We start from the raw sequence: 25,146 nt of genomic DNA, 5'->3' as shown, positions 1-25,146 counted from the left end.
CTAGTGGCAATGGCGCCGCCCCGGCGCCGGCAGGTCCAGCGACGGGTTGCGGTCGAAGAAGCCGTCCGGCTCCAGCCGCATGCCGATGCGGTGCACCGGCATGATCGGCCACTCCTCGGGGCGGGGATCGTGGTGGACGCCGACGACCGGCCACAGCACCAACTCGACGCCGTCGAGGGAGCGGTCCGCGCGCTGCCAGGCGGTGACGCCGTCCTCGCCTAGCGGCGCCTGGTTGGGGTACTCCCCGGCGATGAACCGCTGCGCCGGGTCGTACGGCGTGGCCCACAGGTGTTTGGCGACGAACGGCGCCTTGCGCTCGGCGATGCTGCCGGGCCGGGCGAACAGCCGCGCCGTGTTGGGCAGGGTGAGCCGGTAGCCGGTCGGGTCGCCGTACCGGTTGGTCCGGGTGGTGCTCTCGACCAGCCAGTGCACCGCCCGGGAGGGGTCGGTGCGGCGGGCCGCCTCGGACTCGGCGCGGATCGGGGTGCGCACCATCCGGCAGGCGTTGCCGTAGGGGTTGAGCTCCTCGTCGTCCTCGATCTCGGCGTGGATCTCGTAGAGCCGGTTGGCCGGGCCGTCGACGCCCATGTCGAGCCGCAGGCCGAAGTAGTGCTGGTGGTTGGGGGCCTGCACGTTGGGCGCGACCATCCGGCCGTACCGCGGGCTCAGCCCGTCGGCGATGCCGGAGACCGACAGGATGCCGGTCAGCTTGATCTCCAGGTCGATCATGCCGTCCTGGTAGAAGGACCAGTAGAAACCGTAGTCGTAGTTGGCCACCGTGGCGAAGGACGAGATCACCAGGCGGCGGCTGCGCCGGACGTCGGCCTCGCCGGTGCGGGTGTTGACGTGCTTCCACAGCACGGAGAAGTCCTCTTCGTGCAGGCAGATCGCGTTGCCGATGGTCCGCGCCTGGCCATGGCCGTTCAGCACGGCGGCGTCGAGGTAGCGGATCTCGCCCAGGCAGTCGCAGCCCAGCTCCAGCGAGGCGGTGAGTGGGCCGGCGCCGTACTCGCCCCAGTCGAAGAAGTTCTTGCGGTAGGCGGTCGGGTCACTGTCGAGGTACGGGACGTACATCTCGTTGACCGCGGCGCGGCGCAGGACCGGCCGCCACCGTTCGCCCTCGCGGTAGGCGACGTCGTGCAGGACCAGGCCCTCGCGGTGGGTGAAGCCGACCTGGAACGACCAGTTCTGCCAGCTGATGCGGTGGCCGTCGATGCTGAACCCGGGCCCCTCGGGCTGGACGATGTCCAGCGGGGCGACGTGCCGGTCGGGCCCCCAGGTGCCGGAGCGGTAGTTGCCGGCTTCGGCGGCGAGCGGCACGACGCCGTGGTCCTCGATCCGCAGGACGGTGAGCGTCTCCAGGTCGACGATCGGCACCAGGCCGGCGACCGGCCGGGCGTAGCCGTTGTCGTCCGCGCTCTCCCGGTGCCAGACGGTACCCCAGGACAGCCGCCGCCCGGCCAGGTCCTCGGGCTCGAAGCCGGTGATCGACTCGGGGTCGACCCAGACCAGCGAGGCGTCGGCGATCCCCCGCTTGGCGAGGGCCTTCTGGAACTCGGCGTCCTCCCGGCACGCCTGGGCGACCATCCGGGCCTCCTCGCTGGACACGCCCGGCCGGCGGGAGTCGACGGGGGTCCACGACGCGAGCGACGCCTCCCGGTCGGTGCCGGAGGTCCAGGCACCGACCTCCCAGGCGGCGTGGGCGTCCGGGTTCATCACGACGAGCCGGACCGGCCGGCCCTGCCCCGGCCCCATGGCGCGGGCCAGGCCCTCCTCGACCGCGATCCCCCAGAACCGCGGCCGGGCCCCGATCCGGGGATCGGCGCGGACCAGGGCGGCGACCTCGGCGATCTCGGCCTCGGTCAGCGGATCGGTCCAGTGCGTCGCGGTCGTCGTCATGGTGTCCTCCTCGGTGCTGAGCCGACCCGGCGGTCGACGCCGACGAAGTCGAGGTCGGGCCGCTCGGCGCCGCCGCACAGGTCGGCGACGGCCTCCCCGACCGCCGGGCCGAACTTGAAGCCGTGCCCGGAGCAGGCGGCGGCGAGCACCACCCGCGGGGCCCACGGCAGCCGGCCGAGCACGAACCGCCGGTCCTCGGTCATCGTGTACAGGCAGGATGCGGCCTCGACCACGTCGCCGCCGGGGTCTGCCCCGACGCCCGGCACGTAACCGGCCATGAGCGCGCACAGCTCGGCGACCTCGCGTCGGGTCGGCGGCGCGGGCGGCACCGCGGGGTCCCAGACCTCGCCGGCGTCGATGCCGGCCTTGAAGCCGTTCCCGGCGGCGTCGGGGATCCCGAAGACGAGCCCCTCGGGCCGGTCCACGGAGAAGGCGCCGAGCCGGGGCGGCCGGGCGGCCGGCTGGCCGGCGCGGACCGTCACGGTGACGATGCGCCAGACCTCGAACAGGCCGGCGAGGCGGGGCACGGCGCCGGCGGCCCAGGCGCCGGCGGCGAGCACCAGCGACTCGGCCCGGATGCGCCGCGCCGAGGTCTCGACCAGGCAGCCGCCGGCGTCCTCGCTCCAGCCCAGCAGGCGCTCGCCGAAGGCCAGCTCGGCCCCGGCCGCGCGGGCACCGGCGCGCGCGGCGGACACGGCCGCGGCGGCCTCCAGGACGCCGGCGGACGGGTCGTAGACGGCCCGGTAGCCCTGCGGCACGGCGAAGGACGGCATCAGCTCCCGCATCCGGTCCGGGTCCTCGACCGGCTCGCAGCCGGGCCCCTGCAGCCCGGACGGGCCGCGGTGGGCGTAGAGGCCGCCGGTGCGGTGGACCAGGGTCTGCCCGGTGGCCCGCTCCCAGCGCTCCCAGCCGGCGAAGGCGCGCTCGACGAGGTCGTTCCAGGCCGGGTTCGGGTACGCCCGGCGGATCATCCGGGTGCGGCCGTGCGACGAGCCGCGGTGGTGGGCCGGCTCGAACTGGTCGATCCCGACGACGGCCGCACCGCGCCGGGCCAGCTCGTAGGCCGCGGCCGAGCCGTGGATGCCGAGCCCGGCCACGACCACGTCGGCCGATGCCGTCGTCATGCCGCGGCCCCGCGGGCGATCTCCCCGACGGCGCCCAGCAGCGCGTCGATGTCGTCGTCGTCGTTGTAGACGTGGACCGACGCGCGGACGACGGCGGGCACGCCGCGCGCGCCGAGGTCCCACTGCCCGTGGCTGGCCGGCACCGAGACGGTGCGCACACCGCGGGCGGCGAGGCGCAGGCTGACCGCCTCCGCGCCGAACCCGTCGACGGTGAACGTGACGATGCCCGACGCGCACGCCGCCGGATCCCGCACGGTCACCCCGGGGATGGCGGCGAGGCCGGCGCGCAGCCGGGCGGCGGTCGCGGCCAGGTACACCTCGGTGGCGGCGATGCCGCGGTCGAGCAGCTGGGTCAGGGCCACCAGCAGGCCGAGCCGGCCGGCGACCGAGGACTCCCACGTCTCGAACCGGCGGGCCGTCGGCGACAGGGTCCACGCGCGGGAGCCCGTCCAGACGGCGCCGCGCACGTCGGGCGCGACGGGTGCGAGCCGTTCGAGCAGGGTACGGCGGACGTAGGCGAAGCCGGTGCCGCGCGGCGCCCGCAGGAACTTGCGCCCGGTCGTCACCAGGGCGTCGCAGCCGATCTCCCCGACGTCGACCCGCAGCTGGCCGACCGACTGGGTCGCGTCGAGCAGGTAGGTCGCGCCGGAGCGGCGGGTCAGCTCGCCGATGGCGCGGACGGGCTCGACGAGTCCCGACGAGGTCGGCACGTGGGCGACGCAGACGATGTCGCGTGGCCCGCCGGTCAGCATCCGCTCCAGGCGCTCGAGGTCGACCCCGCCGTCCGGGCCGTTGGGCAGCACGACGAGCTCGGCGCCGGTGTCGCGGGCCACGCTGAGCAGGTGCAGGGCGTGGCTGACGTAGGTCGAGCGGCTGACCAGCAGGCGGGCCGAGGAGTCCGGGCGCAGGGCGTCGACGATGACGCGCAGCCCGGTGGTCGCGCTGTCGGTCAGGGCGATCTCGGCGGCCGCGGCGCCGACGGCGCGGGCGGCGGCCGCGTAGAGCTCCTCGATGCGCCCGGCCACCGCGGCGGCGGCCTCGTAGCCCCCCTCGTGTTCCTCGCGCCGCAGGTGGGCGACGACCTCGTCGACCACGGCGATCGTCGGCAGCGCGGAACCGGCGGCGTTGAGGTGGTGGGCGTTGCGCACGCCGAGCGTTTGGGCCCGCTCTGCCGCCACGTCCACCGCGGGGTCAGCGTTCACCGAGAGCTCCACCGGCACCCCTGCCCGATCGTGTGGATACAAAATTATTGTGTATGGATCCACTCTAGCTTACGGATACGATAAGCGCCATATTGGATACCATTTCTCACAGGCCGACGACGACGGCCTTCGACTCCAGGTAGCCGCGCAGGGCCTCGTCGCCGAGGTCGCGGCCGAGACCCGACGCCTTGCGCCCGCCGAAGGACAGCGCCGGGTCGAAGATGTTGTAGGTGTTGACCCAGACCGTCCCGACCGCCAGCTGCGCCGCGACCCGGTGGGCCCGGCTCAGGTCCGTGGTCCACACCCCGGCGGCCAGGCCGTACTCCGAGTCGTTGGCGATGCGGACCGCCTCGTCCTCGTCGTCGAAGGCGAGCACGCCCACGACCGGGCCGAAGATCTCCTCCCGGGCGATGACCATGTCGTTGGTGACCCCGGCGAACACGGTGGGCTCCACGTAGAAGCCGCGGCCGGCCGGCGTCCCGCCGCCGGCGAGCACCGTCGCGCCCTCGGCCCGGCCCTGGTCGATGTAGCCGAGGACCTGGGCCCGCTGCTCCGCCGAGACCAGCGGCCCGACCGAGATGCCGCCGGCCAGCCCGTCCCCGACCGGCACCCGCTCGGCCGCCCGGGCGAGCCGGTCCGAGAACTCGGCGAGGACGGAGCGCTGGACCAGCAGCCGGCTGCCGGCGGTGCACATCTGCCCGGAGTGACCGAACGAGGCCCGCAGCGCGGTGGTCACCGAGGCGTCGAGGTCGGCGTCGGCGAAGACGATGTTGGCGCTCTTGCCGCCCAGCTCGAGGGTGGTCCGGGCGAACCGCCGCGCGGCGGCCGTGCCGACCAGCCGGCCGACCGCCGTGCTGCCGGTGAACGAGACCTTGTCGACGCCGGGGTGGTCGACCAGCGCGGCACCGACCCGCCCGTCGCCGGTCAGGACGTTGCACACGCCCTCCGGGAGCTCGGCCTCGGCGAGCAGGGCCGCGAGGCGCAGCATCGTCAGCGGTGTCTGCTCGGCCGGCTTGACCACGACCGAGCAGCCGGCCGCCAGCGCCGGCGCGAGCTTGAACGCGGCGGTCATGATCGGGAAGTTCCACGGCAGGATCAGCGCCGCCACGCCGACCGGCTCCAGGGTGGTGTAGACGTGGTGGGCGCCGGGGCCGATCGGGACGGTGGTGCCCAGCAGGCGGCTCGGGGCGCCGGCGAAGTGCCGGAAGGTGCGCGCGGCGGTGGCCACGTCGGCCCGGGAGCGCTCGATCGGTTTGCCGTTGTCGCGCGTCTTCAGGACCGCCAGCTGCTCCAGCTCGGCCTCGACGAGGTCGGCGACCCGGCCGAGGATCCGGGCCCGCTCCAGCGGGGGCAGGCCCACCCAGCGCCGATCGGCCAGGCTCTGCCGGGCCGCGCCCACGGCCGCGTCGACGTCGGCCGGGGTGGCCTGCACGGCCCGGGTCAGCACCTCCTCGGTGGCCGGGTCGACGACCTCGAACAGGTCGCCGCCGGACTGCCAGGCGCCGTCGACGAACAGGGCCTGGGTGGCGGGAAGCACGGGCAGGTCGGCACGCATCGGGGCGCTCCTCACGGGGTGCGGCGGGTTCAACGGTCCAGCAGGCGCAGCGGTTCGGTGCTCACCATGGCCTCCAGCCGGTCCGGGTCGACGCCCCGGCGCAGCAGCTCCGGCAGGACCCGGGTGGTGAGGTGGTCGTAGCCCTCGCCGCCGTAGTGGCGCAGCTGGGCCTTCATCCACACCGAGCCGCCGAGCACCCACCGGCCGGCGGGGCGGGCGGCCAGGAACGCCTCGAAGAAGTCCAGCCGCTGCCCGTCGGACGGGTTGCGCATCCGCCCGACGTGCTGCAGCTCCGTGCCGAAGCACAGCTCCAGGGTGGCGCCGGCGTCGAGCAGGTCGTGCCAGTAGGGCGCGTCGAGGTACTCGTCGGCGTTGGTGAACAGGATCCGCTCGGCCGGCAGCCCGGCGGCGACCATCTCGGCCACCACCTCGGTCCCGGCCCGGGCGGCGGGGTCGAGCCGGACGCTCACGCTCGCTCCGGCCCGGGCGGCCGCGGCGGCCGCGGCCCGCAGCCGGGCCCGCTCGACGGGCGGGACGTCGCCGGTGGTGCCCATGATGCCGAGCAGGGCGGCGCGGTAGCCGGTGCCGGGGATGCGGTCCCGCAGCGCGCCGAGCAGGAGCCGGTACACGCCGTCCTCGTCGAGCTCCAGCGCCCACGGGGGCAGGGTCGGGGTCACGTACAGGCCGTACGCCGCGGCGACGTGGACGCCGGCGGCCCGGGAGATCGCCGGCAGGGCCGGGTGGTCGGGTCCAAGCCCGACGCTGGTGTCCTCCACGACCAGGCCGACCCCGCCGGCGGCGCGGCGCAGCTCGTCGGCGGCCAGCCCGGGGTCGTCGAGACGGAGGTTGTCGGCCAGGGCCAGGGCGTTCCAGCGCAGGAAGCCGAGGTTGCCGGTGGCGACGCGGTCGTCGGCGGGGGCCGGCTCGTGGCCCGGGCGGGACAGCCGGCCGGCGTCGCTGAGCAGGTGCTGGTGCATGTTGACCCGCCCCAGCCCGGCCGCCTCGACCGGACCGAGGACGGTCTCGATCATCGCCGCCGCCGGCGGGTTGCCGCGGTCATCGGGCGGCCAGGCCGACGAGCCGGTCCGGCCGGCCGTCCGAGGGCGTGGCCGCGTCGATGACGTGGACCCGGCGCGGGTCGACGCAGCCGAGCGTCGCCTCGCTGCCCGGCAGCAGCGAGCTGACGTCGGCGTGCGGCGGCAGCGAGCAGACCACGGCCCGGCCGGCGGGCGTGTCCAGCTCCAGGCGGAACCGGCTGCCCTGGAAGCTCAGCAGCCGCACGACGCCGCGCACGCTCCACCGGCCCTCGGCCGCGGCCTCCCGGGCGTCGAGCACCACCAGGTCCTCGGGGCGGACCACCGCGGTGCCGGTCGCCCCGCCGGGCGCGTCGAGGGGCAGCGGGCCCCGGCGGTCGGCGGGAAAGAGGTTGGCCTCGCCGAGGAAGCTCGCCACGTACTCGTTCACCGGCCGGCGGTACAGGTGCTCCGGGGTATCGACCTGGATGAGCCGGCCCTGGTGCATGATCGCCACCCGGTCCGACATCGTCATCGCCTCGGCCTGGTCGTGGGTCACGGCGACGGTGGTGATGCCGACCGCCTGCTGGATCCGCTTGATCTCGACCTGCATCCGCTCGCGCAACTGCTTGTCCAGCGCCGCCATCGGCTCGTCGAGCAGCAGGATGCCCGGGTCGGAGGCGAGCGCGCGGGCCAGGGCCACCCGCTGCCGCTGGCCGCCGGAGAGCGAGTCGGGGCTGCGCCCGGCCATGCCGCCGAGGTCGACCAGTTCCAGCATCTCCTGGGCGATCCGGCGCCGCTCCGCGCCCGGCCGGCGGGCCGCCCGCAGCGGGAAGGCGACGTTGTCGCCCACGCTCATCCGCGGGAACAGCGCGTAGGACTGGAAGACGACGCCGACCTTGCGCTTGCGGGGAGGGCGGCGCTCGACGTTGTACCCGTCGAACAGCACGTGCCCGCGGTCGACCCGCTGCAGGCCGGCGACGACGTTGAGCAGCGTCGTCTTGCCGCTGCCGCTGGCGCCGAGCAGCGTCACGAACTCGCCCGGCGCGGCGTCCAGGCTGACGCCCTTGAGGACCTCGTTGTGGCCGAGCGTGACGTGCACGGCCTGGATCGACAACGCGATGGTCATGCGGTCGCCGCCTTTCGGGCGAGGCGCCGGGCGCGGGCGGCCCGGCGGTTGGACAGCAGGCTGAAGGCGCCGAGCAGCAGCACCGCGAACACCGAGATGAGCGTCGAGGCGGCGGTCAGCTGGGGCGAGAGCGCCTCCTGCGACGCGCCGAGCATCTGCAGCGGCAGGGTCTTGACCCCGATCGGGGCGAGGAAGACCGACAGGACGACCTCGTCGAAGATCACGGCGAAGGCGAAGACCGCGCCGGCGAGCATGTGCCCCACGATCATCGGCAGGTCGATCCGCCACACGATGAGCGGCCAGGACGCGCCGAGGGTGCTGGCCGCGGGGCGCAGCGCCGGATCGGCCTGGCCCAGGCCCGAGGAGACCATCACGAAGACGTACGGCAGGGCCAGCAGCGCCTCGCCCAGGATCAGCAGCGTCAGGCTCTCCTGCAGGACCTCGACCTGGAGATTGACCGAGTACAGGCCGACGGCGTAGGCGACCGGCGGGATCGCCATCGGGACGATGAACAGCGTGCGCAGCCAGCGGCGGGCCGCCCGGGACCGCAGCCGGGACAGCGCCAGCGCGCCGAGCGTGCCCAGCGCCACGGAGATGACGGTGCCGGTCGCCGACACCAGCAGGGAGACCCGGAAGGCGTCCGACCACTCGGGGTCGGTCAGCACGTCGGAGTACCAGTGCGGGGAGAACCCCTGCGGCGGGAAGATGATGAACGAGGTCCCGGTCCAGCTGGTCGCCACGACCACCAGGAACGGCACGTAGAACAGCAGGCTGGTGAGCAGGGCGATGACCAGGACCGGGTGCCGGTACCAGCCGATGCCCCGGCGCAGGGGCGTGTCCGCCATCAGCCCCACCGCTCGCTGACCTTGAACAGGCGGTCGGCGACCAGGTAGATCGCGACCGTGCCGCCGATGAGCAGCAGGCTCATCGCGGCGCCGAGGTCGGGCCGGTTGGCGGTGTTGAGCTGGCCGTTGATGATGCCCGACACGGTCATGTTGGACGGCCCGCCGAGCAGCAGCGGGGTCACGTAGAAGCCCAGGCTCATGACGAACACCAGGACGCCGCCGCTGATCATCGCCTGGCGGATCGAGGGCAGCACGACCGCGCGGAGGGTGAGCATCGGCCCCGCGCCGAAGACGGTGGCCGCGTTGAGCTGCTCGCGGTCGACGCCGGTGACCGAGGCCAGGATGGGCAGCACGGCGAAGGGCAGCATCACGGCGATCATCGCCGGGTACATCGCGGGTGTGGTCTGGTACAGGTCGATCGGCTCCGAGCGCAGGTGCGCCTGCTGCAGCAGCCAGTACAGCGCGCCGGCCGGCAGCTCCAGCAGCATCCAGCCGATGGTGCGCACCATGATCGAGGTCCACAGCGAGATCAGCAGGCCGCCCATGAGGAATGCCTTGACCCACACCGGGCCGACGGCGACCGCCAGGGCGTAGCAGGTGCCGATCACGACCGTCGCCGCGGTCGCGATCGCGGCGAGCAGCAGCGTGCGCCACACCGCGGCGACGAAGACGCTCATGTGCAGCGACTCCGCGAAGGCGTCGCCCTCCCCCGACAGCGCCTGCTGCAGCAGCGCGGCGAGGGGCACGCCGAGCGTCAGCGCGAAGAACACCAGCGGCGGCCACAACAGCCAGCGCCGCTCGGCGCCGCCCTCGGCCGGGCCGCCGCGGCGCCCGGTGCCGGGCACGGCGGGGGCGGTGAGTTCGTCAACGGCCATCCGGTCCTTCCTCCTCACTCACCGAACAAGCGCCCAACCGAACGAGCGCACAACCGCACAAGCGCACAACCGAACGAGCGCCCAACCGAACGAGAGCACAACCGAACGAGAGCACAACCGAACGAGCGCACATTGGATCCAGACTATTTCCATGTGGATCCTGAATCCTCCCACCGGGATTACGGGCTTGTAAACAGGGGCGGATGGCGGTCGACGTGGCCGAGCCGCCGCTCGATCGCGGCGCCGAGCGCGAGCAGCCGCCGGTCGCCGCGGTAGCGCCCGACGACCTGCAGGCCCACCGGCAGCCCGGCCGGGGTGAACCCGGCCGGCGTGACCAGCGCCGGGTGCCCGGTGGCGGTGACCCGGTTGGCCATCCGCTGCCAGCGGAAGTACCGGTCGTAGGCGACGCCGTCGACCTCGGCGACCCACTCCACGCCGGCGGGCGGCGGCGGCACCGGCGCGGCCGGCAGGACCAGGGCGTCGTGCCCGGTGAGCAGCCGGGCGGTGGACCGGAACAGCTCGGTGCGGCGGGCGTAGGCCTCGGCGAGGTCGCCCGCCGTGGTGCGCCGGCCCTGCTCGACGTTGCGCAGGTAGTCGGGCCGGTAGCCGCCGGGGTCGGCGTCGACCTCGGCGCCGCCGCCGGCGAAGAACTCGAACATCTCGATGGTCTCCCACAGCCGGTCGGCGTGGTCGAAGTCCGGCTCCGCGTCGACGACGGTCGCGCCGGCGGCCTCCAGGGCGGCCCGCGCCGCCGCGTGCACCGCGCGGACCTCGGCGTCGACCTCCAGGCCGCCGGCGTCGGCGCTCCACGCGAGCCGTACCGCGCTCAGGTCGACCGGTTCCAGGTCGGCCAGCGCCGCCGGGTCCTCGACCCAGGACAGCGGCCAGCCCGGGTCGATGCCGCTGATCGCGGACAGCAGCAGGGCCGCGTCCGCGCTGTCGCGGGCCATCGGCCCGAGGACGCCGTGCGGACTCCAGCCGTTGCCGCGCCGGCCGCTGGGCACGGTGCCGGGCGTGGTCCGCAGGCCGACGACGTTGCAGAATGCCGCCGGGTACCGCAGGCTGCCGCCGGAGTCGGAGCCGTCGGCGATCGGCAGCAGGCCCGCGGCCAGCGCGGCCGCCGCGCCGCCGCTGCTGCCGCCGGCGTGCCGGGCGGGATTCCACGGCGTCACGGTGGTGCCGAATAGCGGGTTGAAGGTGAGCGTCCCGAGGCCGTGCTCGGGGGTGTTGGTCTTGCCGATGATGAGCGCGCCCGCGGCGCGCAGCCGGGCGGCCAGGACGCTGTCCGCGGCGGCCGGCGGCGCGCCGGCGTGGGCGAGCGAGCCGTGGGTCGTCGGCAGGCCGCGCACGTCCATCAGGTCCTTGACCGCGGTCGGCAGACCGTGCAGCGGGCCGAGCGCGTCGCCGCCGGCGACGGCCCGGTCGGCCGCGTCGGCCAGCGCCAGCGCGTCGCGCTCGGGCAGCGGCGAGACCACCGCCCGGATCCGGTCGTTGACCTCGGCGATCCGGTCGAGGTGGGCGCGCATGACCTCGCGCGCCGAGAGTTCGCGGCGGCGGATCGCGGCGGCCAGCTCGCGGGCCGGCCACCAGTGCAGCGGCTCGCTCATCGGGCCTCCCCGTACACCGTGCGGCCGCCGACCACCGTGCGCAGCACCCGCAGGGTGAGCAGCTCGTCGGGGGCGATCTCCAGCGGGTCCCGGTCGAAGGCGACCCAGTCGGCGAGCCGCCCGGGCTCCAGCCGGCCGCGCCGGTCGCCGTCGAACGCGGCCACGGCGGCGGTCGCGGTGTACGCCGTCAGCGCCTCCCCCACGGTGATCGCCTCCTCCACGGCCAGGGGCTCGGCGCGGTCGCGGACGCGCCGGGTGACCGCCGACCAGATCAGCTCGCGGGGGTCGAACGGGAAGAACGGGCCGTCGGAGCCGAGCACGACCGGTACCCCGGCGTCGAGCCAGGAGCGCAGCGGGTTCATCCGCAGCGCGCCGTCGCCGAGCCGCTCGACCAGGCCGGCGCCGTTGCGCAGGACGATCGACGGCTGCGCGGCCAGCACGACGCCGAGCCGGGCGGCGAGGGCCATCGACTCCGGCTCGACCTCCAGGTACCCGTGGATGATCTGCCACTGCCGACCGGCGATGGACCGCTTGCGGTCGGCCGCGGCGAAGCAGTCGAGCACGGCGGCGATGCCGGCGCCGCCGACCGCGTGCACGCCCACCGACCAGCCGCCGGTGGCGCAGTGATCCAGCAGCCGCTGGAACTCGGCGGTCGGGATCCGCTGGCGGCCGGTGGAGCCGCTGTGCGGCCACGGCGTGCGGCGCAGCGCCTCGCCCTTCATCGCCTCGCCGTCGAAGTACACCTTGATGCCGCCGATGCGCAGGAGGTCGTCGCCGAAGCCGGTGGACACGCCGATGCCCCGCAGCCGCTCGATCGCCCCGTCGACGTCGGGGTGCTCGAGGTCGCCGACGCTCGGGTACGGCATCGCGACGACCCGCATGGTGAGCTCGCCCCGGCGGCGGCTCTCCTGGTAGCCGCGCAGCTCGTCCTCGGTGGTGGCCGGGTCGATGATCCCGGTGAAGCCGAGCTGGTGCATGAGCGGCTGGACCAGCCGCAGCGCCGCGGCCCGGTCGTCGAGGTCCGGCGGCTGCGGCCCCCACCCGGGGCCGAAGCCCTTGTCCCGCATGGTGGCGATGACCAGGCCGAGGTCGTGGGTGGCGGTGCCCCGAGGCGCTGGACCCAGATCGTGGATGATCTTCAGGCCGCCGCGCTGCATGTGCAGGTGGGTGTCGATGAGGCCGGGGGTGATCGTGGCCGCGCCGAGATCCTCGACCGCGGTCCCGGCCGGGCAGGCGGCCAGCGCCTCCGCGACGGTGCCGACGGCGGCGATCCGCTCCCCGGCGACGGCCATCGCCTCGGCCAGCGGGCGCGCCGGGTCCATGGTGCGGATCCGGGCGGTGACGACGTACGGGCCGGCGCTCATGACACGTAGGCCGCGGCGGGCTGGCGGGGGTCCGCGGCGGCCTCCAGGAAGCCGGTGCGGGCGTTGCGGTAGATCGCCTCGACGGCCGCGGCGTCGCGGGTGAATGCGGGCCAGGCGCGCACGTCGTGGCCCTTGGCGCGCAGCGCGTCGAGCGTGGCCGCCGGGAACCGGTCCTCCACGAACACCCGGGACGGCAGGTAGTCGAACGGGGCGAAGGAGTTGGGGAAGCTCCAGGTGGAGAAGCGCGGCGCGTTGACGGCCTCCTGCAGCGGCATGCCGAAGTGGAAGGCGTTGAGGAAGACCTGGAGCATCGCCTGGATCTGCATGTCGCCGCCGGGGCAGCCGAACGGCATCACCGATCCGTCGTCGCGGACCGCGATCGCCGGGTTGGGGGTGAGCCGGGGCCGCTTGCCGGGCGCGACGCCGGACGGGTGGGCCGGATCGGGCCGGGACTGCATGCCGCGCAGCGACGGCACGAACCCGGTGCCGGGGATGACCGGCGAGGAGGAGGCGCCGTCGGACGGCGTGGCCGAGAACGCGTTGCCCCAGGCGTCGACGACGCACACGTAGGAGGTCGCGCCCTCGCCGACAATCGGCAGCTCGTCGTAGTCCATCGGCTCGGGCAGCGGCTGCGCGACGCCGAAGAGCAGGTCGGGCAGGCCGGGATGGGCGCGGCCGGGGTCGATGCGCCCGGCCCGGGCGGCGGCGTGCGCGGCCGAGAGGAGCCGGTCGACGTCGACGTCGACGAACGCCGGGTCGCCGTAGAGGTGCTCGCGGTCGCTGAAGACGCCCTTGAGCGCCTCGATGACGAGGTGGGCGTACTGCGGCGAGTTGTGCTCCAGCCCGTCCAGCCCGTAGGCCTCCAGGATCCGCAGGGCCTCGGCGAGGGCCGGGCCCTGGCACCAGGCGCCGCAGGTGAGGATGTCGAAGTCGCGCCAGCGGGTGGCGAGGACCGGTTCGTAGCGGCAGTGGAACCCGGCGAGGTCGGCGGCGGTGAGGTAGCCGCCGTGCTCGCGGTGGTAGGCGACCATCCGCTCGGCGAGCTCCCCCTCGTAGAACACCGCCCGGGCCGCCTTCAGCCCCGCCGCGCGGTCTCCGGCGGTCGCGGCCTCGGCGTCGGCCATGAGCTGGATGCTGCGGGCGAGGTCGGTCTGCACGAACCGCTCCCCGACCCGCGGCGGGCGGCCGCCCGGCAGGTAGATCGCCTCGTTGGCCGGCCAGTTGCGGTAGCCGCGCTGCCGCGCCGTGATGCCCTCGACCAGCAGCGGGAACGCGGCGAAGCCGTCCCGGGCGAGCCGGATCGCGGCCGCGGCGACCTCGCCGAAGCGCATCGTGCCGTAGTCGCGCAGCGCGGTGATCCACGCGTCGGGGGCGGCCGGGACGACGGTGCGCAGCAGGCCGCTGGGGATGGTGCCGCCGTGCTCGCGCAGGAACAGGTCGGCCGGGATGCCGGCCGGCCACACGCCGAGGCCGTCGATGCTGACGGTGGTGCCGTCGGCCATCCGGATCATGATCGGCGCCACGCCCGCGAAGTTGACCTCGTCCGCGTGCAGCACCGCGAGGGCCATGCCGGCGCAGCAGCCGGCGTCGACGGCGTTGCCACCGGCGTCGAGGATGGCCAGGGCCGCGGCGCTGGCCAGGTAGTGCCCGGACGACACGGCGTGCCGGGTGCCCAGGACGGTGGGGTTGGGGACGTGCCAGGTCGGGGCGCTCATGGTGCTCCTTCTCCTCAGCTGGTACCGCGCCGCCGGCGCAGCGTCAGGTCGGTCAGGCCCGGCGGGTCGTAGCCGACGTCGGCGGCGTTGAGCGTGGTGCCAGGCGGGACGATCGCGTCGATCCGGTCCAGCACGTCGGTGCCGAGCGTCACGTCGGCGGCGCCGAGCTGGCTGTCCAGGTGCTCGATCGTGCGCGGCCCGATGATCGCGGTGGTCACCGCCGGATGCTCCAGCGTCCAGGCGATCGCCAGGTGGATCAGCGACAGCCCGGCCTGCTCGGCGACGTCGGCGAGGGCGTCCGCGGCGCGCAGCTTGGCGGCGTTGGCGGGCACGCCGAGGTCCCAGCGCCGCGGGAACCGGCCGGCGCGGCTGGAGGTGGCCTCCGCCGCGCCGAGCCGGTGCCGGCCGGAGAGCCAGCCGCCGGCGAGCGGGCTCCAGACCATGACGCCCATCCCGTACGACCGGCACACCGGCAGCACCTCGGTCTCCGCGCCGCGGGTCAGGACGGAGTACGGCGGCTGCTCGCACCGCACGCGCTCGCGGCCGCGGCGCTCGGCCAGCCACTGCCCCTCGACGATCGCCGGCGCCGGGAACGTGGACGTGCCGATGGCCCGGATCTTCCCGGCCCGGACCAGGTCGCTGAGCGCGCCGAGGGTCTCGTCGAAGTCGGTGTGCGGGTCGGGCCGGTGGACCTGGTAGACGTCGATCCAGTCGGTGCCGAGCCGGCGCAGGCTGTCCTCGACGGCCCGGGCGATCCAGCGCCGGCTCGCCCCGCGCATGTTCGGGTCCTCACCCATCGGGCCGTGAAACTTCGTGGCGAGCACTACCCCGTCGCGCCGGCCGCGCAGCGCCTCGCCGACGATCTGCTCGGAGATCCCGCGCGAGTACAGGTCGGCGGTGTCGATGGTGTTGATGCCGGCGTCCAGGGCCCGGTGCACGATCCGTATGCACTCGGATGTGTCGGGGTTGCCGGTCGGCCCGAACATCATCGCCCCGAGCGTCAGGGCGCTGACCTGGATGCCGGTGCCGCCGAGCGGGCTGGTCCGCATCTCAGCCGGCCGTCCCGCCGGCGCGCTCCAGCAACTCCACGACGTTGCCCTCCGGGTCGGCGTACATCACGAACCGGACGGCGCCCGCGCTGGTCACCGGCAGCACCAGCGGCGCACCCGCGGCCCGCAGCCGCGCGGCGACCGCGTCGAGGTCCTCGACCGGGAAGGTCAGGTAGCGAAACCCGGTGACGGCCAGCAGGTCGCCCTCCGCCGGGCGCGGCTCCTGCAGCGGGCGCAGCAGCCGCAGCACACTCTCGCCGAAGCCGAACTCGGCCATCGTGCCCCAGCCGTTGGTGCGCTCGCCCAGCCGCGCCAGGCCGAGCACGTCGCCGTAGAAGGCGGCGGTCACGGCCAGGTCCCGCACGATCAGGCCCAGGTCGAGCCCGGGCTTGGCGATCCTCATCGGTCTCCCTCCCGGCGCCACCGCGGGCCGCGGCGGCGCACCGGCTCCAGCAGGTCCGCGGTCGCGAGCTGCTCGCCGACCGCGATGGGCAGCCGCGGTGGCACCCCCAGCGCGGCCTGGACCTCGGGCGCGGTGGCCCAGGCGACGACGACCGCCTCCAGCAGCGCGGCGAACGCCTCCGGCTCCGCGGCCTCCAGGGCGCGGACGGTCTCGGCGTCGATCGTGTCCGCCCGCTGGATCCACCGCAACGCCCGGTCGACGCCGGCGGCCAGCGCCGGCACCTCGGCGAGCACCAGGTCGAGCCGCGCCGCGATACCGGTCCCGCTCGCCGCGGGCAGCCCGTCACCGCCCGGGGCGAGCAGGTCGGCGACCCGCGCCAGCCGGCTCATGCCGCCCCCAGCATCAGCTCGGCGGCCCGCAGGGCGAACGCGCAGATCGTGGCCGTCGGGTTCAGCGACGACCCGGTCACGAACGTGCTGCCGTCGAGCACGAACAGGTTCGGCACCTCGTGCGCGCGCCCGTCGGGGCCGACCACGCTGCGTCGCGGGTCCGTGCCCATCCGGGCGGTGCCGAGCTGGTGCCAGCCGAACTCCCGCAGCCTCGGCGCGACCAGCACCTCCCGGGCCCCGGCGGCCAGGAACGACTCGCGGGCCCGCTCGGCGTTGAACGCGAGGATCCGCGCCGCGTCCGGCGGGGTGCGGTAGCGCACGACCGGCACCGGCGAACCCCAGGCGTCGGCGCGCACCGGGTCGAGCTCGACCCGGTTGTCCACGTCCGGCAGGTCGTCGGCGGTGATCCCCCAGATACCGGCCCGGCCGACCCAGCGGCGCAGGTGCCCGGCGAGCCCGGGGCCCCAGCGGACGCCGTCCGGCCACGGGTGCAGGGCGGCGGCGACCGGCCCGAAGCCCTGGCCGAGGTTCCACTTCGCGCCGCGGACGAAGCCGCGCGACCGATCGGTCTCGGCGAACTCCAGCGAGTGCAGCAACTGGCCCCAGTACCCCTGGACACCGGCGAACGGCTCGTCGAACAACCCGACGACCCGGGTGAACGGATGCAGCATCAGGTTGCGCCCGACCAGCCCCGAGCCGTTGGCCAGCCCGGCCGGGTGCCCGGCGCCGGCCGAGGCCAGCAGCAGCCGCGGCGTGCCGATCCCGCCGGCGGCCAGCACGACCGCCCCGGCGGCGGTGACCCGCGCCGCGCCGGACGCGTCGATCCACTCCACCGCGTCGACCCGGTCGGGGCGGCCGGTCCGCAGCCGCCGCACGTGTGCCCCGGTGATCAGGCGGGCGCCCGCCCGCTCGGCGCGCCGCCAGTGCGTCTCGCTCGCCCGGGCCCGCAGCCCGGGCGGGTAGCCGCCCGCGCGGGCCGCCGCCATCTGCTCCGGCGGCCCGACCACGTTCGGCCCCGGCCACCAGTGCCAGCCGAGCCGGTTGTGCGCCTCGGCGACGCGGCGGCCGAGTTCCATGATCGGCAGGGCCGGGTAGGGCGCCGCCCCGTTGTCCGGGAACGCGGGGTCGCCCGGCTCGGCGGCGGCGCCGAAGTCGCGATCCAGGCGCTCGTAGTACGGCGCCAGGTCGTCCCAGCCGATCGGCCAGTCCTCGGCGACCCCGTCGAGCGAGCGGACCCGGAAGTCGCCGGGCAGGTACCGCTCCCATTGGGCGCCCCACAGCACCGTGCCGCCGCCGACCCCGTTGCCGGTGAGGACGTCCAGGTCGCAGTCCCGGTCGTCGATCGGGTAGTCGCCGGGTCCGCGGCGCCGGTTCGGGCTGAAGTGCGCCCGCCCGCGGCCGGCCAGCTCCCACCGGTCGCCCGCGGCCATCGGGCCCGGCCACCCGCCCTGTTCCAGGCACAGCACGTCCACCCCGGCCGCGGCCAGCCGGTCGGCGACGACCCCGCCGACCGGGCCGGCGCCGACGATGACGACGTCAGCTTCCCGTGCGCTCAGCCCCCTCGCCTCCCACCGTCGCACCGAATCGTGCATCCATAGTACATGACTTTGTATCCACTTCGCGACCGGGTGGGCGCATGACCCTGATCCAGGCGGCGCTGCTGCTGCTCGCCGGGCTGTCCGCCGGGATCGTCAACGCCATCGCGGGCGGCGGCTCACTGATCACCTTCCCGACCCTGCTCGGCATCGGCCTGCCCCCGGTGGCGGCGAACGTCAGCAACGCGCTGTCGGTCGCGCCCGGCTACGGCGCCAGCGTCGTCGGCAGCCGCGAGGACCTGACCGGCCAGGCCCGCCGGGTGCGTCAGGCGGTGCCGGCGGTGACGCTCGGCGCGCTGTGCGGCTGCGCGCTGCTGCTCGCCACGCCGCGCGCGGTGTTCGACGTCGTGGTGCCGTTCCTGGTGCTCGGCGCGACCGCGACGCTGGCGTTGCAGACCCGGCTGCGGGCGCTGGCCGGTCAGCACCGGGATCTCGCACCGCGCCGGGCCGCCGTGCAGCTCAACCTGACGACGTTCCTCTGCGGCCTGTACGGCGGCTACTTCAACGCCGCGCTCGGCGTCGTGCTCATCGCCGGTCTGGCGCTCGTCCTCGACGAGCCCCTGCGCCGGGTCAGCGCACTGAAGAACGTCCTGTCGGCGATGGTCGGCGTCGTGACGGTGGTCGTGTACGCCGTCTTCGGCCCGGTCAACTGGGCCGCCGTGGCCGTCCTCGCCCCGGCCGCGATGACCGGCGGCTTCCTCGGCGCCCGGCTGGCCCAGCGGCTGCCGCCGCGCGCGCTGCGCGTGGTCATCATCGCGTTCGGCACGGTGGTCGGGCTCGTGCTGCTGCGGGCCTTCTGAGCGGAAACGGTCGAGACGATCACGGCCCCGGTGCGCCGAGCACGCGGTCGGCGACGGCGAAGGCGGTGTTCGCCGCCGGTACCCCCACATAGACGGCGGACTGCAGGAGCACCTCGATGATCTCCTCACGGGTCAGTCCGTTGGTGAGCGCGGCGCGCAGATGGAACTCGAGCTCCTCGAAGTGCCGGCCGGCGACGAGCGCGGTGAGCACGGCGATCGACCGGTCCCGGCGGGCCAGGCCCGGGCGGGTCCAGATCCCTCCCCAGGCGTACCGGGTGATGAAGTCCTGGAAGTCCCTGGTGATGTCGCTGGTGCGCTCGATGGCCCGCTCGACGTGGGCGTCGCCGAGCACCTCGCGGCGCACGGCCAGGCCGGGGCGGGCGAGGTGGTCCTCGATCAGGCCGGCCACCGTGCGCGGCGCCTCGGCCGGGGCGAGGTGGGCGACGGCGTCGAGCTCCACGAACCGCGCGGACGGCACGGTGGCCGCGTCGGCGCGCAGCGCGGCGGCCGGCGTGGCGACGTCGGCGGCGCCGGCGATCGCGAGCAGCGGCACGCCGATGCGGCCCAGTTCGCCGCGCGCGTCGAAGCCGGCGAGCGCCGCGCAGACCAGCGCGTAGCTCTCGGGGTCGGCGTCCCGCAGCGAGCGCAGCAGGGCGGTGCCGGTCTCGGGGTCGCGGTCGAGGAAGCCGGGGGCGAACCACCGCTGCGCCGAGGATTCGACGACCGCCGGAGTTCCGGACGCGCGGACCAGCGCCGCGCGCTCGGCCCACGACCCGGGCGTGCCGATCGCCGCGCCGGTGCAGATCGCCACGACGCCGGTCAGCCGCTCGGGCGCGTCGAGGGCGAGCCGCAGCCCGACCGCGCCGCCGACGGAGTCACCGGCGTAGGCGAACCGGACCGGGCCGAGCGAACGGCCGGCGGCGGCGAGCACGCCGGCGGCGAGGCCGGCGATCGTGAACGGCTCCCGCGCCGGGGCGCCGTGGCCGTGCCCGGGCAGCTCCCAGCCGACGACGTGGAACCGCTCGCCGAGCAGCCGCGCGCACGCGCCCCACAGCGCCGTCACGGACGTGCCCAGCGAGGGGCCGACGACGAGCGGCGGGCGGCCGGGCTCCCCCGCCAGCCGGACCAGGGTGATCTCGGGGACGCCCATCACAGGTCCTTCCACAGCCGGCCCGCCCGGTGCAGGGCCGCGTCGATGATCGGGTCGGCGGCGCCAAGGTAGGCGCCGGGGTCGGCGCCGGGGCCGCCCATGGCGCGCTGTTCGGCGGTGAGCGTCGCGGCCGCCCGCTCGGCGCGGGAGCGCATTCGCCCCGGGTCGACGACCAGGCCCTCCAGCAGGTCGGCGGCCTGCGCGGCGGCGGTGACGCTGCGCCGGGCGAGGGTGCGCAGCGGAGCCCACTCGGCGTGCCAGGCGCCGTCGGGCCGCTCGTCGGCGTACGCCGCGGCGGCGGTGTGCAGCGTCGCGGCCAGGGCGGGCGCGGCGAGGGCGTGCCGGCGCAGCAGCACCGACAGCACCGGGTTGGCCTTGCCGGGCATGGTCGAGGAGCGGCCGCCGGCGGCCTCGCGCAGCTCGCCGATCTCCGGCCGGGACAGCAGCGCCACGTCCCCGCCGATGCGGCCCCACACGTCGGCGAGGCCCACCAGCGCGTCGGCGGGCCCGGTCAGGGCGGAGCGTTCCGTGTGCCACGGCGCGGCCCACGCCAGCCCGAGCCGCGCGGCGGCGTCCTCGGCGACGGCCAGCGCCGCGGCGGCCCCGCCGGCGAGCTCGGCCGGCGCGGCGAGGGTGCCCGCCGCCCCGCCGAACTGCGCCGGCGGCGCCGGGCCGCGCTCCAGGCGCTCGACGGCCGCGCACAGGGCCTGCAGCCAGGTCGCGGCCTTGAGCCCGAACGTGATCGGGACGGCGTGCTGGGTGAGGGTGCGCCCGGCCATGAGCGTCGTGCGGTGTTCGCGCACCAGCCCGGCGAGCGCGCCGGCCTGCCGCCCGGCATCGGCGCGGACCCGCCCGAGGGCGTCGCGCAGGCACAGCACCAGCGCGGTGTCCACGACGTCCTGGGAGGTGAGCCCGCGATGGACCCAGCCCGACCCGGTGCGCTCGCGCAGCAGCGCCACGAGGCCGGTGACCGGGTTGCCGTCCGCCTCGGCGCCCTCGGCGAGGGCCGGCAGGTCGGCCGGGCCGGCCGCGCCCGCCAGGCGCACCGCCCCGGCCGCGACCCCCGCGGCGGCCAGGGCGTCGAGCCACGCCTGCTCGACCGAGACCATCGCGGCGAGGAAGGCGGCGTCGGTGAAGACCTCCCCGGCCCGGTGGTCGCCCGGCCACAGCAGGTCAGCCATGACGCAGGAACACCGTCTCGCGCTCGCCCTGCAGGTAGATGTCGAAGCGCAGCCCGACCGGCTCGGCGAGGGCCACCAGCGTGCCGCGCTCGGCCTCGTCGAGGGCGGTGAGCAGCGGGTCGGTGGCGTTGTCCGGGTGGCCGGGCAGGTAGATCCTCGTGAACAGCTTGTCGAGCAGCCCTCGGGCGAAGACGGCGACGGCGAAGAACGGCGCCCGCCCCTCGTCGGTCGCGCCCGGCACGACCGTGGTGAACGCGTAGTGCCCGCGCAGGTCGGTGGACGCGCGGCCCCAGCCGGTGAAGGTCCAGCCGTCGCGGTGCAGCGAGCCCTCCGCGCGCGGCACGGCGCCGTCGGGGCCGGCCTGCCAGATCTCCACCATCGCGTCCGGGATCGGCGCGCCGGCGCCGTCGAGGACGAGGCCGTGCAGCCGGATCGCGTCCGCCCGGCCGGCCGGCACCAGCTCGCTGTCGCCGGGGTAGGGCAGCCCCTGGCCGAAGAACGGCCCGACCGTCTGGCCCGGGGTGGTCAAGGGGCTGCTCACGCCGCGACCTCCGTCCAGGTCCGGGCCGGACCGCTCAGCACGATGTCCCACCGGTACCCCAGGCTGATCTCGGGAACCGTCAGGTCGTGGTCGTAGGTGGCGACGAGCGCGTCGCGGGCCTTCGGGTCGGTGATCGACTGATAGATCGGGTCCAGCGCGAAGAGGGGGTCGGCCGGGAAGTACATCTGCGTCACCAGCCGCTGGGTGAACGCGCGGCCGAAGACGGAGAAGTGGATGTGCGCCGGCCGCCAGGCGTTGCGGTGGTTGCCCCAGGGGTACGGTCCGGGCTTGATCGTCCGGAAGGAGTAGGAGCCGTCGGGGCCGGTCAGGCAGCGCCCGACGCCGGTGAAGTTCGGGTCCAGCGGTGCCGGGTGCCGCTCGTTCTTGTGGATGTAGCGGCCGGCGGCGTTGGCCTGCCACACCTCGACCAGCTGGCCCGCCACCGCCCGGCCCTCGCCGTCGACGACCCGGCCGGTGACCGTGATCCGCTCGCCGATCGGCTCGCCGAACACGGCCGTGTTCGTGCCCGCGTGGGCGCCGGCGGTGAGGTCGGCCTCCAGCGGATGCACGTCGGAGTGGCCGAAGCACGGCGCCCACAGCTCGATCGTCTCGGGGTCGGCGTGGCGGGGCTCCTTGGTCGGGTGCCGCAGGATGCTCGAACGGTACGGCGGGTAGTCGACGCGCGGCTGCGGCGCGTCGCCCGGCCCGGGGCGCGCGGCGATTTCGGCGATCTCCGCCGAGATCTGCTGCTGGGTGGGGATGCTCACCGCGACACCGTCCCGCCGCGCGAGACGTCGCGCCAGCCTAGACTTCCGCTGAGCGGAAGGAGCGGGCATGTCGGCACCGAGCGTGACCGCACGCGTGTTCGCGCTGCTCGGCGCCTTCGACGAGCGGCATCGCACGCTGCGGCTGAGCGAGCTGGCGACCCGGGCGGGGCTGCCGCTGAGCACGGCCCACCGGCTGGTGGCCGAGCTGACCGGCTGCGGCGCGCTGCGCCGGCTGCCGTCCGGGCGGTATGCCGTGGGCCGGCGCATGTGGGACCTCGGGCTGCTCGCCCCGGTGCAGACCGACCTGCGGGAGGTGGCCTCGCCGTTCCTGCACGACCTCTACGGCGCGACGCTGGAGACGGTCCACCTGGCCGTCCGCGACGGCCTCGAGGTGCTCTACGTCGACCGCCTCGCCGGCCACCGCTCGGTGCCGATCATCAGCACCACCGGCTCCCGCCTGCCGATGCACGGCACCGGCGTCGGCAAGGTCCTGCTCGCCCACGCCCCGGCCGACGTCCGCCGGGCCGTCCTGGACGCCGGGCTGCGCCGCTTCACGCCGTACACGGTGACCTCGGCGCGCGTCCTGGAGGAACAGCTCGACCGGGTACGCGCGGACGGCTACGCCACCACCGCCGAGGAGATGACCCTCGGCGCCTGTTCCGTGGCGGTACCGATCACGTCCGGGCCGGACGTGGTCGCCTCGGTCGGTTTCGTGGTGCCCGACCTACGCCGCACCCGGGGACGGCTGGTCGCCGCGCTGCGGGTGGCCGCCCAGGGCATCGCCAGAAGCCTGCCGTCCGCGCGTGGCTGACCGAACCCGATCCTGGTGCGCTCGTCGTCGTCCGCCGCGCGCGTCAACTCGAAGCCGGGCCGAAGGCCACACCCATGCCGGTGATCCACGGCTCGACCGCCTCGTAGCCGGTGAAGCCGGCCGGCGGCGATCCGGCGGCCGCCCAGGCGGCGGCCCAGGTGCGCACCTCATTGGCACCACCGCCGCGCACGTCGACCTCGTCCTGGGTGAGGTCGCTGAAACAATCCGCGTCGCCTTCGGCCATCCGGGCCAGCAGACCCTGGTCCCACGCCGGGTCGAGATACGCCAGGGCGGTGGCCAGCGAGGCCGCGCGCTCCTCGGCGGTGAAGCGATGCACGCCGGGCGCCGGCGCCGGAAAGGGCGGGTTGTGACTCAACCCACCGGTACCGATGAACAGCACGCGGCCGTCGTAGGGAGCCATCGCCTTGCGGATCTGCTCGCCGACCCGCCGCGCCCGGGCGACGGGGAACAGCGGGTATCCGATCGCGTTGACGATGATCGGCACCAGCGGTACCAGCGCCGGCTCGTCGAACAGCTGCAGCAGGGTGAGTCCCAGTCCGTGGTCGACCGCGACGTCCTCGCCCACGGCCAGATCGACGTCCATCGTGACGAGGTCCTCGAACAGCCGCCGCGCGACGGGGTGGACGTTGAGCCGCAGCTCGGGGATGCCGAACTCGGGCAGGGTGCTGCCGGACACGATGCCGGTGAACGGCGGCCGCACCTGGTTGAGCAGGTTCATGTGGTCCGGGGCGAAGATGACGACCGCGTCCGGGGCGAACTCGGCGATGAACTTCTTCGTCTCGCCCACGGCCGCCCGGTATTCGTAGCCGGCATCACGGCGATCCGGCAGGGTCATGAACGGACTGTGCGACAGGCAGATGAAGGCCCGCTGCGCGTGACCCGATGCGTATGCCATTGGGGAGTCTCCTTGCTGAGGGCGGTCACCGACCGGCCAGCGCCTCCAGGGCCGCGGCCTCGGCGTCGTAGTCGTAGAGCCACGACCGGAACGGGACCGAGCCGGCGATCTCGGCGTCGCGCTCGGCCAGGTCCTGGAAGTGGGAGTCGTAGCGGCGGCCGTTCGCTCGCGCGCCCAGCTGGACTTCGGTGGTCCGGTGGCGGCGAAGGTTCTCGTAGGCGAGCAGGGCCTCCGGCACGCCCTGCGGGCCGGCGCCGGCCAGGAACACGGACAGGGCCGCGGCGTCCTCGATCGACTGGTTCGCGCCCTGACCGAGGTGCGGCAGCATCGGGTGTGCCGCGTCGCCCAGCATGGTCAGCCGGCCCGCCGTCCAGGTCGTCAGCGGCTCCCGGTCGTACAGACCCCACCAGTTCGTCGCCGTGACCTCCGCCAGCAGCCGGGGGATCGGGCTGTCCCAGGTCGCGAACTCCTTGCGGAGGGTGTCCACGTCGCCCACCGCGCTCCACGACTCGACGGTCTTCTCGTGGGACGGGACGAACCCCACGTAGTTGATGAGGGTGCCGCGGCGCACCGGATAGACGAGGAAGTGCCGCCGCTCCCCCATCCACAGCTGGGAGATGCCGGCCGGCCACCACGGCACCTGCTGGGCCGGCACGAGACCGCGGTAGGCGACCGAGCCCGAGTCCACCGGCGCCGACGGTTCGGCGACGTACGTGCGCAGGGTCGAGTGGATGCCGTCCGCGGCGATGACCGCGTCGACCCGGATCTCCCGGCCGTTGTCGAAGGTGACCGCGGCCTGCGTCTCGTCCTGCGTGAACCCGACGCACCGGTGCCCGGTGTGTAGGCGCTCGGCGGGAAACGCGTCGGCCAGCGCGCCGAGCAGGTCGGCCCGGTGGACGCCGAACATGCCGTTCCAGCCGCTGGAGTCGACGGTGAGGATCGGGGCGATGGTCGAGCCGTCCTCGCGGTAGTACCGCGAACCCTCGCCGACGCTCGCGCCCACCGCCGCGACCGCCCCGCCGAGCCCGATCCGGTCCAGCAGGCGCAGGCTGTTGGGCGTGATCAGCACCCCCGCGCCGACCTCGCCGAGCTGGGGTGCCTGTTCGTAGACGTGCACGTCGATATCGCGGTGCAGCAGCGCGTTGGCGGCCGCCATACCGCCGATGCCGCAGCCGATCACGGCTACACGAATGGAGTCTCCGGTCATGTGATCACC

The 25,146-nt window shown here is 75.0% G+C and carries 23 protein-coding genes; 2 read left to right on the top strand and 21 right to left on the bottom strand.

All coding sequences use genetic code 11. The features are described from left to right. From ACQPXD_RS23000 to ACQPXD_RS22930, 15 genes are all read right to left on the bottom strand, one after another. Complete coding sequence (locus tag ACQPXD_RS23000) at positions 1-1,899, bottom strand: primary-amine oxidase (protein WP_432841757.1); 1,899 nt, start codon at positions 1,897-1,899, stop codon at positions 1-3. After that, positions 1,896-3,023 (bottom strand): FAD-dependent oxidoreductase, encoded by a 1,128-nt coding sequence (locus ACQPXD_RS22995; protein WP_432841755.1) that lies wholly within the window; start codon positions 3,021-3,023, stop codon positions 1,896-1,898. The genes ACQPXD_RS23000 and ACQPXD_RS22995 overlap by 4 nt, the downstream gene beginning before the upstream one ends. Then, complete coding sequence (locus ACQPXD_RS22990; protein WP_432841753.1) at positions 3,020-4,225, bottom strand: aminotransferase class V-fold PLP-dependent enzyme; 1,206 nt, start codon at positions 4,223-4,225, stop codon at positions 3,020-3,022. Before ACQPXD_RS22990 ends, ACQPXD_RS22995 begins: the two co-directional genes overlap by 4 nt. Before the next feature lie 106 nt (positions 4,226-4,331). Next, positions 4,332-5,780, bottom strand: coding sequence for an aldehyde dehydrogenase family protein (locus ACQPXD_RS22985; RefSeq protein ID WP_432841751.1), 1,449 nt, complete (start codon positions 5,778-5,780; stop codon positions 4,332-4,334). A gap of 29 nt (positions 5,781-5,809) precedes the next feature. Further along, positions 5,810-6,811 (bottom strand): hypothetical protein, encoded by a 1,002-nt coding sequence (locus ACQPXD_RS22980; protein ID WP_432841749.1) that lies wholly within the window; start codon positions 6,809-6,811, stop codon positions 5,810-5,812. A 25-nt stretch (positions 6,812-6,836) separates the two neighbouring features. Continuing rightward, the gene (locus ACQPXD_RS22975; RefSeq protein WP_432841747.1) at positions 6,837-7,922 is read right to left on the bottom strand and encodes an ABC transporter ATP-binding protein; all 1,086 of its coding nucleotides are present in this window, start codon (positions 7,920-7,922) and stop codon (positions 6,837-6,839) included. Next, a complete protein-coding gene (locus tag ACQPXD_RS22970) occupies positions 7,919-8,767 on the bottom strand; it encodes an ABC transporter permease (protein ID WP_432841745.1) in 849 nt (282 codons plus the stop codon). Before ACQPXD_RS22970 ends, ACQPXD_RS22975 begins: the two co-directional genes overlap by 4 nt. Further along, positions 8,767-9,642, bottom strand: coding sequence for an ABC transporter permease (locus tag ACQPXD_RS22965; protein WP_432841743.1), 876 nt, complete (start codon positions 9,640-9,642; stop codon positions 8,767-8,769). Before ACQPXD_RS22965 ends, ACQPXD_RS22970 begins: the two co-directional genes overlap by 1 nt. 179 nt (positions 9,643-9,821) lie before the next feature. Then, positions 9,822-11,249 (bottom strand): amidase family protein, encoded by a 1,428-nt coding sequence (locus tag ACQPXD_RS22960; RefSeq protein ID WP_432841741.1) that lies wholly within the window; start codon positions 11,247-11,249, stop codon positions 9,822-9,824. Next, positions 11,246-12,613: an amidohydrolase gene (locus tag ACQPXD_RS22955; protein ID WP_432841739.1), complete on the bottom strand. Its 1,368-nt coding sequence runs from the start codon at positions 12,611-12,613 to the stop codon at positions 11,246-11,248. The genes ACQPXD_RS22960 and ACQPXD_RS22955 overlap by 4 nt, the downstream gene beginning before the upstream one ends. Beyond that, positions 12,610-14,328, bottom strand: coding sequence for a gamma-glutamyltransferase family protein (locus ACQPXD_RS22950; protein WP_432841737.1), 1,719 nt, complete (start codon positions 14,326-14,328; stop codon positions 12,610-12,612). The genes ACQPXD_RS22955 and ACQPXD_RS22950 overlap by 4 nt, the downstream gene beginning before the upstream one ends. Positions 14,329-14,342: 14 nt before the next feature. Then, positions 14,343-15,377, bottom strand: a complete 1,035-nt coding sequence (locus tag ACQPXD_RS22945) for an aldo/keto reductase (protein WP_432841735.1) — start codon at positions 15,375-15,377, stop codon at positions 14,343-14,345. A gap of 1 nt (position 15,378) precedes the next feature. Further along, positions 15,379-15,780: a VOC family protein gene (locus ACQPXD_RS22940; protein WP_432841733.1), complete on the bottom strand. Its 402-nt coding sequence runs from the start codon at positions 15,778-15,780 to the stop codon at positions 15,379-15,381. Continuing rightward, positions 15,777-16,169, bottom strand: coding sequence for a hypothetical protein (locus ACQPXD_RS22935; RefSeq protein ID WP_432841731.1), 393 nt, complete (start codon positions 16,167-16,169; stop codon positions 15,777-15,779). Before ACQPXD_RS22935 ends, ACQPXD_RS22940 begins: the two co-directional genes overlap by 4 nt. Then, positions 16,166-17,749, bottom strand: a complete 1,584-nt coding sequence (locus ACQPXD_RS22930; protein ID WP_432841729.1) for a GMC oxidoreductase — start codon at positions 17,747-17,749, stop codon at positions 16,166-16,168. Before ACQPXD_RS22930 ends, ACQPXD_RS22935 begins: the two co-directional genes overlap by 4 nt. Before the next feature lie 56 nt (positions 17,750-17,805). Here ACQPXD_RS22930 and ACQPXD_RS22925 point away from each other — a divergent pair, with 56 nt between their 5' ends. Continuing rightward, on the top strand, positions 17,806-18,564 hold the full coding sequence (locus ACQPXD_RS22925; RefSeq protein WP_432841727.1) for a sulfite exporter TauE/SafE family protein: 759 nt from the start codon (positions 17,806-17,808) through the stop codon (positions 18,562-18,564). A gap of 19 nt (positions 18,565-18,583) precedes the next feature. Here the strand turns inward: ACQPXD_RS22925 and ACQPXD_RS22920 are convergent, their stop codons facing one another. Genes ACQPXD_RS22920 through pcaH form a run of 4 tightly spaced genes read right to left on the bottom strand, consistent with a single transcriptional unit; the run spans position 18,584 to position 22,203 of the window. Then, a complete protein-coding gene (locus tag ACQPXD_RS22920; RefSeq protein ID WP_432841725.1) occupies positions 18,584-19,714 on the bottom strand; it encodes an alpha/beta fold hydrolase in 1,131 nt (376 codons plus the stop codon). Further along, positions 19,714-20,895 (bottom strand): lyase family protein, encoded by a 1,182-nt coding sequence (locus ACQPXD_RS22915; RefSeq protein ID WP_432841723.1) that lies wholly within the window; start codon positions 20,893-20,895, stop codon positions 19,714-19,716. The genes ACQPXD_RS22920 and ACQPXD_RS22915 overlap by 1 nt, the downstream gene beginning before the upstream one ends. Beyond that, positions 20,888-21,436 carry a protocatechuate 3,4-dioxygenase subunit alpha gene (gene pcaG / locus ACQPXD_RS22910; RefSeq protein ID WP_432841721.1) on the bottom strand — a complete coding sequence of 183 codons (549 nt, stop codon included), beginning with the start codon at positions 21,434-21,436 and terminating at the stop codon, positions 20,888-20,890. Before pcaG ends, ACQPXD_RS22915 begins: the two co-directional genes overlap by 8 nt. Continuing rightward, on the bottom strand, positions 21,433-22,203 hold the full coding sequence (gene pcaH / locus ACQPXD_RS22905) for a protocatechuate 3,4-dioxygenase subunit beta (RefSeq protein ID WP_432841719.1): 771 nt from the start codon (positions 22,201-22,203) through the stop codon (positions 21,433-21,435). The genes pcaG and pcaH overlap by 4 nt, the downstream gene beginning before the upstream one ends. A gap of 67 nt (positions 22,204-22,270) precedes the next feature. Here pcaH and ACQPXD_RS22900 point away from each other — a divergent pair, with 67 nt between their 5' ends. Then, positions 22,271-23,014: an IclR family transcriptional regulator gene (locus ACQPXD_RS22900; RefSeq protein WP_432841717.1), complete on the top strand. Its 744-nt coding sequence runs from the start codon at positions 22,271-22,273 to the stop codon at positions 23,012-23,014. Positions 23,015-23,057: 43 nt separating this feature from the next. Here the strand turns inward: ACQPXD_RS22900 and ACQPXD_RS22895 are convergent, their stop codons facing one another. Together ACQPXD_RS22895 and ACQPXD_RS22890 are read right to left on the bottom strand one after the other, a co-directional pair. Continuing rightward, positions 23,058-23,870 (bottom strand): hypothetical protein, encoded by an 813-nt coding sequence (locus ACQPXD_RS22895; RefSeq protein WP_432841715.1) that lies wholly within the window; start codon positions 23,868-23,870, stop codon positions 23,058-23,060. Positions 23,871-23,955: 85 nt separating this feature from the next. Further along, on the bottom strand, positions 23,956-25,137 hold the full coding sequence (locus ACQPXD_RS22890) for an FAD-dependent monooxygenase (protein ID WP_432841713.1): 1,182 nt from the start codon (positions 25,135-25,137) through the stop codon (positions 23,956-23,958). Between the last annotated feature and the right edge of the window lie 9 nt (positions 25,138-25,146).

Source organism: Dactylosporangium sp. CA-092794, from assembly GCF_050948465.1.
Classification (GTDB): Bacteria; Actinomycetota; Actinomycetes; order Mycobacteriales; family Micromonosporaceae; genus Dactylosporangium.
The sequence above is the reverse complement of the archived record's forward strand: the minus strand, read 5'-3'. Positions and strand labels throughout refer to the sequence as shown.